This window comes from Arthrobacter sp. UNC362MFTsu5.1 (assembly GCF_000685965.1).
In the GTDB taxonomy this organism is placed as follows: Bacteria; Actinomycetota; Actinomycetes; order Actinomycetales; family Micrococcaceae; genus Arthrobacter.
The window spans coordinates 97257-111139 of record NZ_JMLE01000013.1; the positions used below are offsets into that span (position 1 = coordinate 97257).

The window sequence follows — 13883 nt, forward strand, 5'->3', positions numbered from 1 at the left end:
GCTACCTAGTTGGGTACTGCGTGCAGGGATTAGCCCGGCAGCACCGCCGACCAGCCGCCGTCGACCATCAGGTTGGCGCCCGTCACGTATGACGCTTCGTCAGAGGCGAGGAAGAGTGCGCACTTGGCCACTTCCTCCGGAGTTCCAATCCGGCCCAGCGGGATGCTGCCGGCGATGGTGCGCATGGGGTGGTCGGCGGCGAGGAGGTTGCCCTCGGTGGCTGCGGTGCGGATCATGCCGGGGCTGACAGTATTTACCCGCAATCCGTGCGGGGCACCTTCGGCGGCGAGCTGCTTGGTCATGGCCACCACGGCACCTTTCGTGGCGGTGTGGGCCAGCCGCCCGTTGGTCATGGAGCCCGTGACCCCCGCCGTGGACCCCACCAGCACGATGGCTGCGTTCTGTGCCTGGATCAGGTGGGGCCAGAAGTATTTGACCGGCAGGAACACCACGTCCATCTCGTGTTCCACGTTCCACCTCCAGTCAGCAAACGAGAGCTGCTCCACCGGGGCGAAGCGGGTGACTGCCGCGTTGGCGTACAGGATGTGCACCTGGCCGTGAGCAGCGGCCACATCAGAAGCCCAAACAGCCACGGCGGCGTCGTTCGTCAGGTCAACCCGGTGGCTGCTCATCCTGCCACCGGCGGCGGTGACCGCCGCGACGGTGGCCGCGGCGCCGTCGTCGTCCATGTCGCAGCCCACCACGAACGCACCCGCCTCCGCAAAAGCGAGCGCGGCCGCCCTGCCCTGGCCGCTGGCCGTTCCGGTGATGACGGCGGTCTTGCCGGCGAGGCGGTGGCTGGAGACAGGCATGGAAGGTCCCTTCGAGAAGTTCGTTTCTCCGACTTTCGCAGGGATGGGCAGAACGGGGAACGGCGCTTTGGTTCTAGGTGGTATCCGCCGCGCGAATAGTGACCGGGTGTGCCGTGACCGGGAATAGCTCGTGCAGCCGGGCACAGGCGCGCTGGACCACGGATCGCAGCCAGACGCTGGCCGGGTCCTCCGCCTGTGAGGGATGCCAGTACATGGCCTCCACCAGGGACGCCTCGGCGTCTTCGGCGAATTCCAGCACCGCAATGTCAGCGCCGCGCTGGGCACGTGCTGCCAGCATCCCCGGAACCAGGGCCACGAGGTCAGTTCCTTCGACCAGGAGGGGCAGGGACAGGAACCCGGCCACCACGGCCGCCACCCGGCGCTGGATGCCCCGCGACTCGAAGAGCTTGTCCGCCGGGGTGCTGATGCCTTCTCCGAAATATCCGACGGCGTGGGGCACGGTGCTGAGGTCGGCCAAGGTGAGGCTGGGCTGCTGGAGCAGCGGGTTCCCGTCGTCGGTGACAGCCACGAAGCTGTCGCGGAAGAGCTGCTTGCTGGCGCCCTGCATGTGGTATCCCGTCGGCCCCACCAGCAGGTCGATTTTTGAATAGTCGGCCATTTGGCCCTGGATGCCGGACTTCGCCGTCGGCACGAAGTCCACTGCCACGCCGGGTGCCTCCTCGCGCAGGATCCCACGCAGCGGGCCTACAATCAGCGCCGCGGCGTAGTCCGAGGCGGCGATGATGAACTCGCGCTCGCTCGTGGCAGCGTCGAAACCGGACCGCACGCGCGTGGCCCTCTGGATGTGAAGCATGGCTTCATCAACCAGCGGTACCAGCGACTGTGCAAAGGGCGTGAGGTCATACGTGCGGCCGTTGCGGACCAGGAGTTCGTCGTCGAAATGACGCCGGAGCCTGGCCATGGCCGCGCTGGTGGCCGGCTGGCTCAGCTGGAGCCGCTCCGCTGCCCGCGAGACGTTCCGCAGTTCGAGCAGGACCTGCAGCTGGGGCAGAAGGTTGAGGTCCAGGTTCTTCATACCCATAGGTTATCCGCGGCGCGAGGCCGCCCCCCTTCAGTGACTGACGGGCACGATTCGTGGCCCGCGGACCAGGACTGCCAGGAATGCCACCACACAGGCGATCCCCAGTGCACCGAGGGCGAGGCTGAGACCGCCCAAAGCCCCTGAAGCCACGCCGAGGACGATGGGGGTCAGGAACTGGCCAATGAACAGCGTTCCCGTCCAGATGCCTGTGCCGCGGCCGCGCTGCTGGAATTCGAGGCGGCTGCATGCCGCGGCCGCACCTTCCATCCGTCCCCGGTTCGTCAGAAGCCAAGCTCCTCCGCAACCTTGCGGGCGCCGCGGACGGCGATGGCCACGCTCATCAGGGTGGGGTTCATGGCTGTCGCCGTCGGAATGAGCGCGTTGCCGCCCACCAGCAGGTTCTCGTAGCCCCATACCCGCGACCACGGGTCCGCCACGGAGGTGCCGTTGTCGATCTCGCCCATCCGCAAGGTGCCCTGGTAGTGCAGGCTCGAGCCGTTTGGCATCAGGCGGGGTTCGGCTACGAAGGCGCCGAGGGCCTTGCCGGCGCGCCGCAGCCGCTCGGTGGCTTCGGCGATCTCCGCCTCTTCCCGTTCGGTGAGCGCGTACTCGATGGTCATGTTCGGGAAGCCCCGGTAGTCCGGTTCGTTGTCGTCAAAAGTGACGGCGTCCTCGTAGCGGGGGTGCTTGCGCATGCCGTAACCCATGTTGACGTAGCCCCAGCGGTTTTCGGCGTACGGTGTTCCGGGCTCCATAGGGAACGGAGTCGATTCCGAGTACATGACCTGGACCGAGAAGGGGTGTTCCGGCTCGGAAAACGGGATTCGGTTGACGGCGGCCACGGGATCCGCGGGGTTCAGTGCGCGTCGGGCCAGTTCGGCGTCGAGATCCCCTTCGGTGGCGAAACGGCGCATCTTCTCGGCGTCCAGCGCGACGGTGGAGATGACCACCGGATGCTCCGTGAGGTAGTGCCCGAGCGCCGTCGGCCTCACACCCGAAGCCCACAGGAGCTGCGGGGAACGGAACGCGTCCGCGGCAACCACAACGATGTCCGCCGCAACGAACGATGTCTCCCCTGTGCGGAGGTCCTGGACGGTGACTCCGGTGACCCGGTGACCGTCCAGTTCCACGCGCCGGACCAGGGTGAGGTCACGGAGTTCGAACTGCTTCGAGAGCGGGCTGTCCCGGTCGAGGAGGGGGCCGAGGACAACGTCGGCACCGGCCCAGCGCACGGAACCGTCCGGCTGCGGATCGCCGGCAACCGGCAGTGTGCCAACGCCGTAGCCGTCCGGCAGTTCCGGGCCGAACTCCTCGTCAAGGAGGGACCTGATGGCTTCACCTACCGCGGAGTCGGCGAACGCCGCACTGTGCACATGCAGCAGTTGCTTGGCGTCCTCGATGAGCGCATCCCATTCGCTGTCTGCGATGAACGGGATCTTCTCGCTGAAGGCGGGCGACGGCGTCGCGCAAGTCCAGTGCGCCCCCTGGCCGCCGACGTTGGTGGCCGCAGCCGCCGCGGGAAAGGTTGCCGCGTGGGCCGAGCCGGCGCCGCCGAAGTCCAGCAGGTGGGTGCCCTGGCGCGCGGTGAACATTCCCTCGGTGACGGTTCCGGCCGGGATGCCGAGCGACTCGCGGTAGGCGCCGGCCTGCGGCCCCTGCGACAATTCCCGTGCGCGGGCCTTTTCGGCGGCGTCGGGAATGTTCCGGACGCTCTCACCGGGAACTTCCGTCAGTTGCGGCCCGGCCTCGAACATCACCACCCGGGCATGCGGGACCTGCTCAAGAATCACCCGTGCATAGGCGGAACCAACGGGCCCGCTGCCGACGACGGCGATGGTGGGGTTGGACATGATGTCTCCTTTGAAATCAGGCCGAAAGGGATTCGGAAGTTGTTTGCGGGGCGGGAACGTGTTCGTCGGACAGCCGGCCATGCGGAAGCAGGAGCGCCGCGACAATGCCCACGGCGTAGGTGGCGGCCAAAGCGATGAAGACAGGCGTAAAGACGGAGCCGTAGGCCTGCGCGACGCTGGCCTGCACCTCCGGCGCGGCCGCGTGGACCAGTTGGGGCGTCAACGTGGACGCGTCAAGGCCTGCTGGCAGGAGGGCTGCCACGCCGAAGCCGATCACCCCGCCGATGATGGCCGTGGCGACGGTTGACCCCACCTGCCGCACCAGGTTGATGGTTGCCGTGATGGTTCCGGTCTGGCTGGCCGGCGCCGCGCCCTGCACCACGGCGACAATCAGGCTCATAAAGGCACCGGTGCCCATCCCGACCACACCCATCACAATCATGGGTGCCCAAAGCGGGAGGCCCGCGGGCAGCGCGGCCATCACGAAAAGACCTGCCGCTCCCAGCGACGTCCCCAGGATCGGGAAGACCCGGTACCTGCCCGTCCGGCTGGCCAGCCAACCGGTGAGCAGGTTGCTGATCAGCATGCCGAACACTGTTGCGATGGGTACGAGCCCGGACACGGTGGCGGTAGTTTGGTAGGCCATTTGAAAGTACGTGGGCAGGTAGGCAGTGATGGAGAAGAGCCCGACGCCGATGATCGCCGACAGCGCGGTACCTGCCGCAATCGTGCGGTTGGTGAACAAATGGAGCGGCACGATGGGCTCGGGAGCCCGGCGCTCGATGCGAAAGAAAGCAACGAAGCCCACGATGCTGACCGCGAGCGCCGCGGCTGTGGCGATGCCGGCGTTCCGCTCTGCAGCCCACGTCACGGCGAGTACCACGGCCACCAGGGCAGTGGTGAAAACGGCCGCACCGGCAACATCGAAGTGGCGTGGCCTGGGGCCGGGCTCCAGGTGCGGAACAGCGATCAGCGCGAGAACCAAGGCTGCGGCGCCAACGGGGATATTGATCCAGAAGACCCACTGCCAGCCCCAGTAATCCGTGATCGCACCGCCCAGGACGGGGCCTACAAGGATCGCAATGGGGAAAGCGGCGCCAATGATCGCCATGTAACGCGGCCGTTCCCGCTGCGTCGTGACCCGGGCAATGATCGTTTGGGACATGAGCTGCAGGCCGGCCGAGCTCATTCCCTGCAGGACGCGGGCGGCGATGAGCCATGCCATGTCCTGGGCGAACCCGCACGCCAGCGAAGCGGCCAGGAACACGAGCAGGGATCCGACGAAGATTCGGCGGGCTCCCAGGACATCGCCCAGTTTGCCGAGCACGGGCAGCAGCACCGTACTGGCCAGGGTATAGCCCACAACAACCCAGCTCATCAGTGCCAGCGCATCCAGCTCACCGGCAATCGTGGCGAGGGATGTGGACACCACCGTATGGTCCAGGGCCCCAAGGAAGGAGACCGAGAGCAGGGACATAACAAGGAGACGAAGTCTCAAAGGCGAAAGTGGCATAGTGATCTACCCGAACGATCGGGCCGTCGACGCGACGAATTGTGCCTCCGACGCACCATCACGGCGGAGAACGGGTCCGTAGGAACCCCGGCGCCATTACACATCCTACTCCACTTTAGTCAGAAAGCAACAAAAGATTGTCTGAATGCGACCTGAAAGGCTGGAGGGCTAACTGCGGAGCAGCGCCGCCGCCAGACTGATGTCCTCGAGCAGCTCATCGAGGTCCGCCACCGGCTCGCCGGACGAACAGGCTGCGAGCGCCCGGCGCAGCGCAAGGCGGGCGGACGATTCGTAGCGCTCCGGCGCCCTCAAGATGCCCTCCTCAGTGGACGTCTCCAATCGCATCAACCCGGCGGGCTGGTCCACCGTTATTTCAGTCCTTACTTCGCCGAGGGCGAGTACCTGAAGCAGGCCGCCGCCATGCGGGCCTGCGGCTGCCGCGGTCGCCGCAAGGGTGGTGGGCACTGGTGCCCCGGCAGTCCCTGCCGAGCTCAGCAATGCGATCCGGCCCTGCGTCGTGGCACTGCCCGCCTGCAGCGTCAGCGGCCCCTGGCCAAGGGACCGCGCCCAGCCAAAGCCATCGCGGATGACCCCTTCAAGGCTGGCAGCGGGGGCAGCGCACTCAACGATGACGATCCGGGCCGGGCTGCCCCGCCTTGCCCGAACCGCATCAGCAACAACGTCGGACCGGAGGCGGGGACGCTCCACAATAACCGGGATGCCGCCGGGCCAGGGGCGGGCTTCCAGGGCTTCCCACGGGAGCGTGCCAGGGTCCGTGATCACCACCGCTACGGCTCCCCCGGAACGGGCCGCAAGCAAGCCCTGCCACCAGTCGCCGGAACCGGGCACTACCGCAACGGCACCCTGGACGCCATCGGCCGGTGCGGCAGTGCGGGGAAGTTCCGCCGTTGCGGCTGCGTAGGCCGGCAACGCAGTTAAGACGCCACGCCTTTGGCGCATCAGGCTCACGGGGACACTCCTTCGAGGACCTTGGCGGCGGCACCGTAGCCGAGCTCGAGTGCATAGCATGCGTCGGCCAACAGTTCGTCATACTCCACGGGAGCCACGCCCTCAAGGAGCGATGACAGCAGGCGCCACTCCGCCACGTAGCCGTCGTCGGGATCCCGCCGGTACTCCGTCCACTGTCCGTCCACACTTCGCACCCGCGTGGACGCGCTTCCGGCGTGGACGAAGGCCGGCGGGAAATTGACCTCAACGCGGTCATGCGAGGTGGCCACCGTCATCCGCCACAGGGCATCGGGGCCTTCCGGAAGCATGGTGAGCGCCAACTGGACAAGGACGCCGCCTGACCGGTAACCCACCAGATAGCCGATCGGCGGAGCGATTCTTGCGTAAATAACCTCATCGATGCCCGGCGCAATGTCCCTGACGGCGGGAAGGTCATGGACCGCCAGGCCCGTCAGGAGCTGCCGCAGAACCTCGGCCGCCACGGCGGGATCCTCCACGCCGGGGCGCCCGCGCCGCGCTGCCTGGAAAGGACCTCCCTCTGCGACCAGCCCGTGGTACCTGTCGTTGGGCGGGAGTGCCAGCGTCACGGAAATTGTCTGAATCCGGCCCTCGAGAGCCATCAGGTGATGCCGTACGCGCCCCCACGCCGCATCAAACAAATGGTTGGTCCCCACTAGGAGGACGGTTCCTGCGGCCCTGCACGCAGCTATGACCGCTTCGGCCTCTTCCGGGCTGGTGGCCAGCGGTTTCTCGCAGAACACCGCCCGCTTGCCCGCGGCCACTGCCGCCAGGATTTGGCGGGCATGTTCTGCCGGCGGGCTACAGACGGCCACCACGTCAACGCCTGTGTCCGCAAGCAGGTCCGCCTCCCCCGCCGACCAGCGGGCACCCAAGCGCCCGGCCAGTTCCCGGGCGCGTCCGCTGCCGCCATCGGCAATGTGCCGTATGTGAAACAGGTCCCGCAACCCTCCCAGCACCGGCAGATGGAGAGCCGCGACGCCCGGCCCGGCTCCAAGTATTCCTACGCTCCAAGGCATCGTCGCCCCTCCTCTTATGTTCCTATTATTCATAAGTGAGGTTGGTTCTGGCTATAGTCGCGTCCCTTAGCACTTTAGTCGGCCCCAATGTGTGAGAATTGTGAGCATGACGACAGACTCCGCCCTCCGCTTTGGGGCACAGACGGATGAAGTGACGAGCCTCCTGCGGATCGTCAACCTGGTGCGGACGGGCGAGGCAACAACCCGTCCTGAAATCGGCAAGGTCACGGGCCTGGGCAGGGGCGTCGTCAGCCAGCGCGTGGATCAGGCAATCCAGATCGGCTTCCTCGGCGATGGCGAGTTCGGGGCCTCATCCGGCGGACGCGCACCCCGGACCCTGCGCTTCCGGGCGGAGCAAGGGCGGATCGTGGTGTGCGCCCTCGGAGCGGCCCATATGAGGGTCGGCGTCACCGCGCTCGACGGGGACATCCTGGAACACACGCACCGAAGCTGGGATATCGCGCAGGGCCCGGAGAAGACCATCGACGCGGTCATGCCCCTGATTGATGAATTGCTGAAGAGAGACCCCACTGTGCCCGTATGGGGTGTGGTGGTGGGGCTTCCCGGTCCGGTGGACTTCGCCACCGGACAGCCCGTAGCGCCGCCGATCATGCCGGGGTGGAACGGTTACGACGTCCGCACCCCCTTTGAAGAGCGCTTCAATGCGCCCGTATGGGTGGACAACGATTCAAACCTGCTTGCCCTCGGCGAACGCGCCCGGCGGCGCGACTCCCACGCGGACCTGATCTACTGCAAGATCGGTTCAGGGGTTGGCGCCGGCCTGCTGTCCAAGGGCAGGATCCACCGGGGCGCAAACGGGGCCGCCGGCGATATCGGCCACGTCCGCGTCTCCGACTCGGATGCGCTGTGCCGCTGCGGCAAGATCGGCTGCCTGGAAGCGGTGGCCGGCGGCTGGGCCCTTGTCCGCGATGCCGAACAAGCCATCAAGGAAGGCGCTCCCAGCTCGCTTGCCGCGCGGGCCGGGAAGGATGTACTGACGCTTGAAGACATCACCCTCGCCGCCCAGGCCGGGGACTCCCTGGCCATCACCCTCATTCAAAAGTCGGCACGGGTGGCAGGCGAAACCATTTCAGCCCTGGTCAACATGTTCAATCCGGGGGTGATCGTGATCGGCGGCGCCATTGCATCCGCCGGCGAGGTGTTCCTGGCCGAGGTGCGCCAGCGGGTCTACGAACTGTCACTTCCACTTGCCACGCGCGACCTCACCATCACGCTCTCGGTCAACGATGAGCGCGAACCGTTGCGCGGCGGAGCCGAACTGGCCCGCGAGCAGCTGTTCGACGTCACCTTCCCCCGCTGGTTCGCCGCCGGCCGGCCCTCCCCTGAGCGGACTGCCGTTCCCGCCTAGGCCGGCTCCGCAAGGTCCGCTCAGGCGACGTCGCGGGACACACTGGGCACCGGCGCCCCGTCAGGATCCAGCCGGGCCTCCAGGTGGAACGGCAGGACCAGCGGGGAATCGGGGCCCGACTGGAGGTAGGGCACCAGCATCTGGAAGTCGACGGCCACGGCGTGGACGCCACCACCGAGCTCGCGCCGGCCCGTCAGGACCAGCCTGTCCTGCACGAACCACCAGCCGGACTCTCCGCGGAGCGCTTCTGCCGGCACGTCGCGGGCCCCCAGCGCCACCGTCAGCTCCCCCGACGCCAGCGGAACGCCGTCCACTTCAACCGCCAGGCCAGTGAAGCTGGACAGGGGCATCGACCGTATCCAGGGAAGGCCAACACGAAGCTCAAATCCCCCGGGTGTGGCCGTCAGCGCATCTTGGCGCAAAGCGGTGTGCAACATGGCTTTCATCCTTTATCCTAAAACTGACATAAGTTTGTCATTATCAAGCATAAATGGGAAGGCATCCGAATGGCCCTCGAAATTCCCAACGGCTGGACCCTCTGCGCCAGCTCGTTCAACTGGACCCCCGAAATCATCGCCGCCGCCCGAACGGCCCAGGACATCGTCACCGGCATCGCGGACTCAGTAACAAAAACAATCGAGATCGAACCCGGACTGCTGTGGCGGTCCTTCCCCGCTCCGCAGGACGGCGAGGTTGACGCACTGCGCCATGGGCTGGCATCCAAAGGAGGACGCGTCAGCATCGTCGGCGCCAGCCTGGACGACTTCACCTCTCCAACCGGGCGCCGCACCCTGCAGGAGCGCCTGGACTTCCTTGTCCCCCAGCTCCAGGCCGCGCGCCGCGCGGGTGCTATCGGGGTCCGGCTGCCGATCGGCCAGGCAGGCACGGAACTCCTCGCGCTCGTGCAGCCGCTGCTGCATGAGCTCGACCTGGTGCTCTACGAGGAGATCCAGGGCCAGCAGACTCCTGGCAACCCGGCGGTTGCTCCAGCACTGAAGGCGATCGCCGGGCTTGCCGATGATCGTGTGCGGGTCCTCGTGGACATCAGCATGCTGATGCCGGCCCTTCCTGTCAGCTACCTCGAAGAGCTGCGCCGGGGAGGAGTTGCCCCGGACCTTCTGGAGCGCCTGGAAAATGACTGGCAGGATCCCGCCACCCATGACGCAGTCACGGCCCTGCTCCGCTCAGGGCAGGTTCCGCCGCGCATCCATACCCTCTTTATGAACCTGCTCATCCGCTTTGGCCGCAGCGACGCCGCCGACCTTCAGGACGTCCTCCCCCTCGTGGGCGCCTTCCACCTGAAGTTCTGGGACCTGGACGACGACTCCAGCCGGGTTTCGCAGCCGCTGCGTGACCTTGGCGGCCTCCTCGGCAGGAACGGTTTCACCGGCACGCTGACCAGCGAGTGGGGCGGCCACGAATGGCTGCAGGACGACCCCACGGACATGACGCGGCGGCATCTGGCGCTGGCGGAGACGGCTTTGGCCCAGCCCGTCGACAACCTGATTTCGACAGGCTCAATCACCGGCTGACACAGCAAAACGGCTGGCCCTGGAAATCGCGGGCCAGCCGTTCTGCGTTGGTGCTACTTCGTGCGGTACTACTTCGTGCTGAAGGCTGCGTCGAATGCGGCTGCGGAGGGTTCGTAGCTGGAGAGTCGGCGCACGAAGGCAAGCGCCTCCGGCGCGCCGTCCAGCCGGTCCATGCCAGCGTCTTCCCACTCCACGGACAGCGGCCCGCGGTAGTCGATGGCATTGAGCATGCGGAACGCATCTTCCCAGGGCACGTCGCCATGCCCGGTGGAGATGAAGTCCCACCCGCGCCGCGGATCTGCCCAGGGCAGGTGGGATGACAGACGCCCGTTCCGGCCGTTGACCAGCCGCTTCTTCGTGTCTTTGCAGTGCACGTGGTAGATCCTGTCCTTGAAGTCCCACAGGAACCCCACCGGATCGATGTCCTGCCACACCATGTGGCTCGGGTCCCAGTTCAGCCCAAAGGCCTCGCGGTGCCCGATCGCCTCGAGGGTGCGCTGCGTTGTCCAGTAGTCGTAGGCGATCTCGGACGGGTGCACCTCGTGGGCGAACCGCACGCCCACCTCGTCAAAGACGTCCAGGATGGGGTTCCACCGGTCCGCAAAGTCCTGGTATCCGGCGTCGACCATCTTTTCGGTGGCAGGCGGGAACATCGCCACGTACTTCCAGATGGAGGATCCGGTAAACCCGGTGACCGTCTTGACTCCCAGTTTGGCCGCGAGCCGGGCGGTGTTCTTCAGTTCCTCGGCGGCGCGGCGGCGGACCCCTTCGGGATCTCCGTCACCCCAGACGACGTCCGGCAGGATTCCCCGGTGCCGTTCGTCGATGGGGTCGTCGCAGACTGCCTGGCCCTTGAGGTGGTTCGAGATCGTCCAGACTTTGAGGCCGTGGCGTTCAAGAATATCCAGCTTGCCCTGCACGTAGGCGTCGTCGTCCCAGCGCCAGGGGTCCAGATGGTCGCCCCAGCAGGCGATCTCCAGCCCGTCGTACCCCCACTCGCCGGCGAGACGGGCCACCTCCTCAAACGGCAGGTCGGCCCATTGGCCCGTGAACAACGTAATTGGTCGTGCCACGTACTTTCCCTTCCTTACAGTGCCCGCACAGGGACGGCGATGCGCACCCAGGCGGAATCATTCTCGGAACTGCGTTCGACGGCGTCGAGCACCCGCTGTACCTCCAGTCCGTCAGCAAACGTGGGGTGCGGGTCGATGCCGGCCACGATGCCCTCCACGAGGTCTTTGACCTGGTGGGAGAAGCCATGTTCGTAGCCGAGCATGTGGCCGGCCGGCCACCACCCCGAAACGTAGGGATGTTCCGCTTCGGTGACCAGGATTTTCCGGAAGCCCTGGCGGTCCGCGGGTGCCGTCCGGTCGTAGAACTGGACGCTGTTCAGGTCCTCAAGGTCGAAGGCCAGGGCACCCTTGTCCCCGGAGATTTCGATCTCCAGCGCATTCTTCCGGCCGGTGGCAAAGCGTGAGGCCTCGAACGATGCCAGCGCCCCGGATTCGAAGCGGCCGGTGAAGATGGCAATGTCGTCCACGGTCACCTCGCCCTTGCCGTCCCCGGCAGTGCCGGACAACCCAGTGCCGGAAAGGCCCGAACCGGAATCGAGCAGAGGCCTTTCCTTCACGATGGTGTCGATGACGCCGGACACCTTCTCCAGCCTCAGGCCGGTCACGAACTGGGCCAGGTCGATCGCATGGGCGCCGATGTCCCCGAGGGCACCGGACCCGGCGTGCTCCTTTTGCAGCCGCCAGGCCAGCGGCATCTCCGGGTCAACCAGCCAGTCCTGCCGGTAGGCGGCGCGCACGTGATTGATCCGGCCCACGGCGCCCTGGGCGATGAGGTTGCGGAGGAACGTGACGGCGGGAACGCGACGGTAGGTAAATCCCACCATCGCGCGTATACCCCTTGCGGCTGCCTTTTCGGCGGCCTCCGCCATCGCTTCGGCCTCCGCCACCGTGTTGGCCAGCGGCTTCTCGCACAGGACGTGCTTCCCCGCCGCCAGTGCGGCGATCGCAATCTCGGCGTGGGAGTCGCCAGGGGTGACAATGTCGACGACGTCGATGTCATCCCGGGCGACTACTTCGCGCCAGTCTGTGGCTGACTCAGCCCAGCCCCACTTTCGGGCGGCCGCCGCCACCGCTTCTGCGTTCCGGCCCACCACGACTGCCATCTCGGGCTCGGCCGGCAGGTCGAAGATCCGGGGGGCCGTGCGCCAGCCCTGGGAGTGTGCGGCACCCATAAAGCCGTGGCCGATCATGGCCACGCGCAGGGTTGTCATGCGAGCACTACCTTCCGCTCCACCGCCACGCGGTTGCCCACATAACGCTGGGGCGCGATCTGCATGTAGAGCAGGCGGAGGGTGAGGATGACCTCAACGTCGAGCTCCTCGCCGGCGTCGGGGATGCGGTCCAGCGGGATGATGACCTCCGGCTTGTCAGCCACGAACCACAGGGTTTCCCACTGCTCCGGGAGCTCGGCAACGGAATAGGACTTTCCCTGCAGTTCAAAGCGGAGGGACTCCTTGGGGACTTCGTCACCGTTGACGGATGCAACGACGTCGTCAACGGCGGACAGCCACAGGCTGCGGTACCAGGGCAGTTGCACTGACACGGCAATGCCTTCGGGGTGCCTGCGGACGTCGGCGTCCTGGAACAGCGAATTGTGAGTTGCCATGGGCCTTACTTACCTGTCTCGATGAGGGCCGGGTGGAAAATGCTTGCGTTGGAGTCAACGGTTTCTTCGATGGCACGGCGCATGAGCGTGTGCTGCTTCTTGACGAGGTCGATCGGGTCGGATTCGCCGAGGTCGGCGAAGGCGTGGCCCTCCCATTCGCTGGAGAGGTAGCCCTGGTAGCCGCCCTTGACGAACTGCCGCACAATGCGGGGAATGTCCATCGCCGGTTCGTTGCCGTTGCCGTCGATGTCGTAGAACTTCGCGTGGACGTGGAAGATCTGCGGCATGATGTCCAGCCATTCCTCCGGCGGAACCAGCCCGTGCATGTTGAAGGCCAGCCGGGTGAACGGGCCCAGTCGGGAGGGGTCGAAGTTGTTCGAGCTGAGGTAGTCCTCGAACTCCTGGTTGCGCTCCTGCATCGGCAGCGGCTTGCGCCAGATGTCCTGCATCACGGCAAAATGCTCCTCGGGGAGCCCCATCTGCGTCAGCGTGCGGAAGAGCGTCGGGGAGAGGCTGTGCATGGTGGAGCTGAAGTCTGCCGTGAACCCGAGCCGGTCGCTGCCCAGCTCCGCGTACATTTCGCGGATCTGCAGGATCTTGGGATCGTTGGGGCCCTGCGGCGCGTGGATCTCGTAGCCGAGTTTCTGGTCGTATTTCTCGGCCAGGGGAAGGAGCCGGCGGAGCAGTTCCTTGCCGGCGGAGCGGATCACCACGCGGTGGAAACCGAGCTTGTTGGCGGTGTTCAGCTGCGCGGCGAAGAAGTCGTATTCCTCGTCCGGGGTCATGTCCCGGTCCTTGCGGCGGCCCATGTCCAGGTTGGTGCCCACTGCGCTGGGGGTAAGGCCGTAACGGTCCATGCTGTCGCGCCACAGGCGGATGAAATCGTCGTCCACATCGGGATAAGTGCGCAGCATCTGGGCGATGTTGAACTCGACGCCGGGACCGAGGCCTTCGTCGGCAACGGCCTTGATCAGCGTTTCTGGAGTGTAGAGTCCGGCGGCGAACTCGGAGGTTAGCGAATAGAGGGTGATGCCGAGCTCGATGCCCGAGCCTGCGATGCCTTCTGACATGTTGTTTTCC

The 13883-nt window shown here is 66.3% G+C and carries 14 protein-coding genes; 2 read left to right on the forward strand and 12 right to left on the reverse strand.

Translation table 11 applies throughout. The features are described 5' to 3' along the window. Positions 1 to 29 precede the first annotated feature (29 nt). From BS38_RS0113855 to BS38_RS0113885, 7 genes are all read right to left on the reverse strand, one after another. Positions 30 to 812: an SDR family NAD(P)-dependent oxidoreductase gene (locus tag BS38_RS0113855; RefSeq protein WP_028271357.1), complete on the reverse strand. Its 783-nt coding sequence runs from the start codon at positions 810 to 812 to the stop codon at positions 30 to 32. 73 nt (positions 813 to 885) lie between these two features. Then, on the reverse strand, positions 886 to 1848 hold the full coding sequence (locus BS38_RS0113860; RefSeq protein WP_051628909.1) for a LysR family transcriptional regulator: 963 nt from the start codon (positions 1846 to 1848) through the stop codon (positions 886 to 888). 36 nt (positions 1849 to 1884) lie between these two features. Continuing rightward, positions 1885 to 2121 (reverse strand): hypothetical protein, encoded by a 237-nt coding sequence (locus BS38_RS0113865; RefSeq protein WP_028271359.1) that lies wholly within the window; start codon positions 2119 to 2121, stop codon positions 1885 to 1887. A gap of 14 nt (positions 2122 to 2135) precedes the next feature. Beyond that, positions 2136 to 3704 carry a GMC oxidoreductase gene (locus BS38_RS0113870; protein WP_028271360.1) on the reverse strand — a complete coding sequence of 523 codons (1569 nt, stop codon included), beginning with the start codon at positions 3702 to 3704 and terminating at the stop codon, positions 2136 to 2138. A 16-nt stretch (positions 3705 to 3720) separates the two neighbouring features. Further along, positions 3721 to 5181: an MFS transporter gene (locus BS38_RS0113875; protein WP_231511245.1), complete on the reverse strand. Its 1461-nt coding sequence runs from the start codon at positions 5179 to 5181 to the stop codon at positions 3721 to 3723. Positions 5182 to 5385: 204 nt separating this feature from the next. Next, positions 5386 to 6177, reverse strand: coding sequence for a hypothetical protein (locus tag BS38_RS0113880; RefSeq protein ID WP_028271362.1), 792 nt, complete (start codon positions 6175 to 6177; stop codon positions 5386 to 5388). A 5-nt stretch (positions 6178 to 6182) separates the two neighbouring features. Then, positions 6183 to 7223: a Gfo/Idh/MocA family protein gene (locus BS38_RS0113885; protein ID WP_028271363.1), complete on the reverse strand. Its 1041-nt coding sequence runs from the start codon at positions 7221 to 7223 to the stop codon at positions 6183 to 6185. A gap of 106 nt (positions 7224 to 7329) precedes the next feature. Between BS38_RS0113885 and BS38_RS0113890 the strand changes: the two genes are divergently transcribed. Continuing rightward, positions 7330 to 8592, forward strand: a complete 1263-nt coding sequence (locus BS38_RS0113890; RefSeq protein ID WP_028271364.1) for an ROK family protein — start codon at positions 7330 to 7332, stop codon at positions 8590 to 8592. A gap of 20 nt (positions 8593 to 8612) precedes the next feature. On the opposite strand, the gene BS38_RS0113895 is transcribed toward BS38_RS0113890, so the two are convergent. Next, positions 8613 to 9038: a C-glycoside deglycosidase beta subunit domain-containing protein gene (locus BS38_RS0113895; protein WP_331280052.1), complete on the reverse strand. Its 426-nt coding sequence runs from the start codon at positions 9036 to 9038 to the stop codon at positions 8613 to 8615. Between the two features lie 60 nt (positions 9039 to 9098). Between BS38_RS0113895 and BS38_RS0113900 the strand changes: the two genes are divergently transcribed. Then, the gene (locus BS38_RS0113900) at positions 9099 to 10124 is read left to right on the forward strand and encodes a hypothetical protein (RefSeq protein ID WP_028271366.1); all 1026 of its coding nucleotides are present in this window, start codon (positions 9099 to 9101) and stop codon (positions 10122 to 10124) included. A 68-nt stretch (positions 10125 to 10192) separates the two neighbouring features. Here BS38_RS0113900 and BS38_RS0113905 read toward each other — a convergent pair whose 3' ends face one another. Genes BS38_RS0113905 through BS38_RS0113920 form a run of 4 tightly spaced genes read right to left on the reverse strand, consistent with a single transcriptional unit; the run spans position 10193 to position 13873 of the window. After that, positions 10193 to 11197: a sugar phosphate isomerase/epimerase family protein gene (locus tag BS38_RS0113905; protein ID WP_028271367.1), complete on the reverse strand. Its 1005-nt coding sequence runs from the start codon at positions 11195 to 11197 to the stop codon at positions 10193 to 10195. A gap of 14 nt (positions 11198 to 11211) precedes the next feature. Next, a complete protein-coding gene (locus tag BS38_RS0113910) occupies positions 11212 to 12408 on the reverse strand; it encodes a Gfo/Idh/MocA family protein (protein ID WP_028271368.1) in 1197 nt (398 codons plus the stop codon). Continuing rightward, positions 12405 to 12803, reverse strand: a complete 399-nt coding sequence (locus BS38_RS0113915; RefSeq protein ID WP_028271369.1) for a C-glycoside deglycosidase beta subunit domain-containing protein — start codon at positions 12801 to 12803, stop codon at positions 12405 to 12407. Before BS38_RS0113915 ends, BS38_RS0113910 begins: the two co-directional genes overlap by 4 nt. A gap of 5 nt (positions 12804 to 12808) precedes the next feature. Continuing rightward, the gene (locus BS38_RS0113920; RefSeq protein ID WP_028271370.1) at positions 12809 to 13873 is read right to left on the reverse strand and encodes a sugar phosphate isomerase/epimerase family protein; all 1065 of its coding nucleotides are present in this window, start codon (positions 13871 to 13873) and stop codon (positions 12809 to 12811) included. Positions 13874 to 13883 lie beyond the last annotated feature (10 nt).

Coding starts and splice junctions, on each gene's coding strand:
- BS38_RS0113890 (WP_028271364.1), top strand. CDS start 7,330: ATGACGACAGACTCCGCCCTCCGCTTTGGGGCACAGACGGATGAAGTG.
- BS38_RS0113860 (WP_051628909.1), bottom strand. CDS start 1,848: ATGAAGAACCTGGACCTCAACCTTCTGCCCCAGCTGCAGGTCCTGCTC.
- BS38_RS0113855 (WP_028271357.1), bottom strand. CDS start 812: ATGCCTGTCTCCAGCCACCGCCTCGCCGGCAAGACCGCCGTCATCACC.
- BS38_RS0113880 (WP_028271362.1), bottom strand. CDS start 6,177: ATGCGCCAAAGGCGTGGCGTCTTAACTGCGTTGCCGGCCTACGCAGCC.
- BS38_RS0113865 (WP_028271359.1), bottom strand. CDS start 2,121: ATGGAAGGTGCGGCCGCGGCATGCAGCCGCCTCGAATTCCAGCAGCGC.
- BS38_RS0113920 (WP_028271370.1), bottom strand. CDS start 13,873: ATGTCAGAAGGCATCGCAGGCTCGGGCATCGAGCTCGGCATCACCCTC.
- BS38_RS0113895 (WP_331280052.1), bottom strand. CDS start 9,038: ATGAAAGCCATGTTGCACACCGCTTTGCGCCAAGATGCGCTGACGGCC.
- BS38_RS0113875 (WP_231511245.1), bottom strand. CDS start 5,181: ATGTCCCTGCTCTCGGTCTCCTTCCTTGGGGCCCTGGACCATACGGTG.
- BS38_RS0113885 (WP_028271363.1), bottom strand. CDS start 7,223: ATGCCTTGGAGCGTAGGAATACTTGGAGCCGGGCCGGGCGTCGCGGCT.
- BS38_RS0113915 (WP_028271369.1), bottom strand. CDS start 12,803: ATGGCAACTCACAATTCGCTGTTCCAGGACGCCGACGTCCGCAGGCAC.
- BS38_RS0113900 (WP_028271366.1), top strand. CDS start 9,099: ATGGCCCTCGAAATTCCCAACGGCTGGACCCTCTGCGCCAGCTCGTTC.
- BS38_RS0113870 (WP_028271360.1), bottom strand. CDS start 3,704: ATGTCCAACCCCACCATCGCCGTCGTCGGCAGCGGGCCCGTTGGTTCC.
- BS38_RS0113910 (WP_028271368.1), bottom strand. CDS start 12,408: ATGACAACCCTGCGCGTGGCCATGATCGGCCACGGCTTTATGGGTGCC.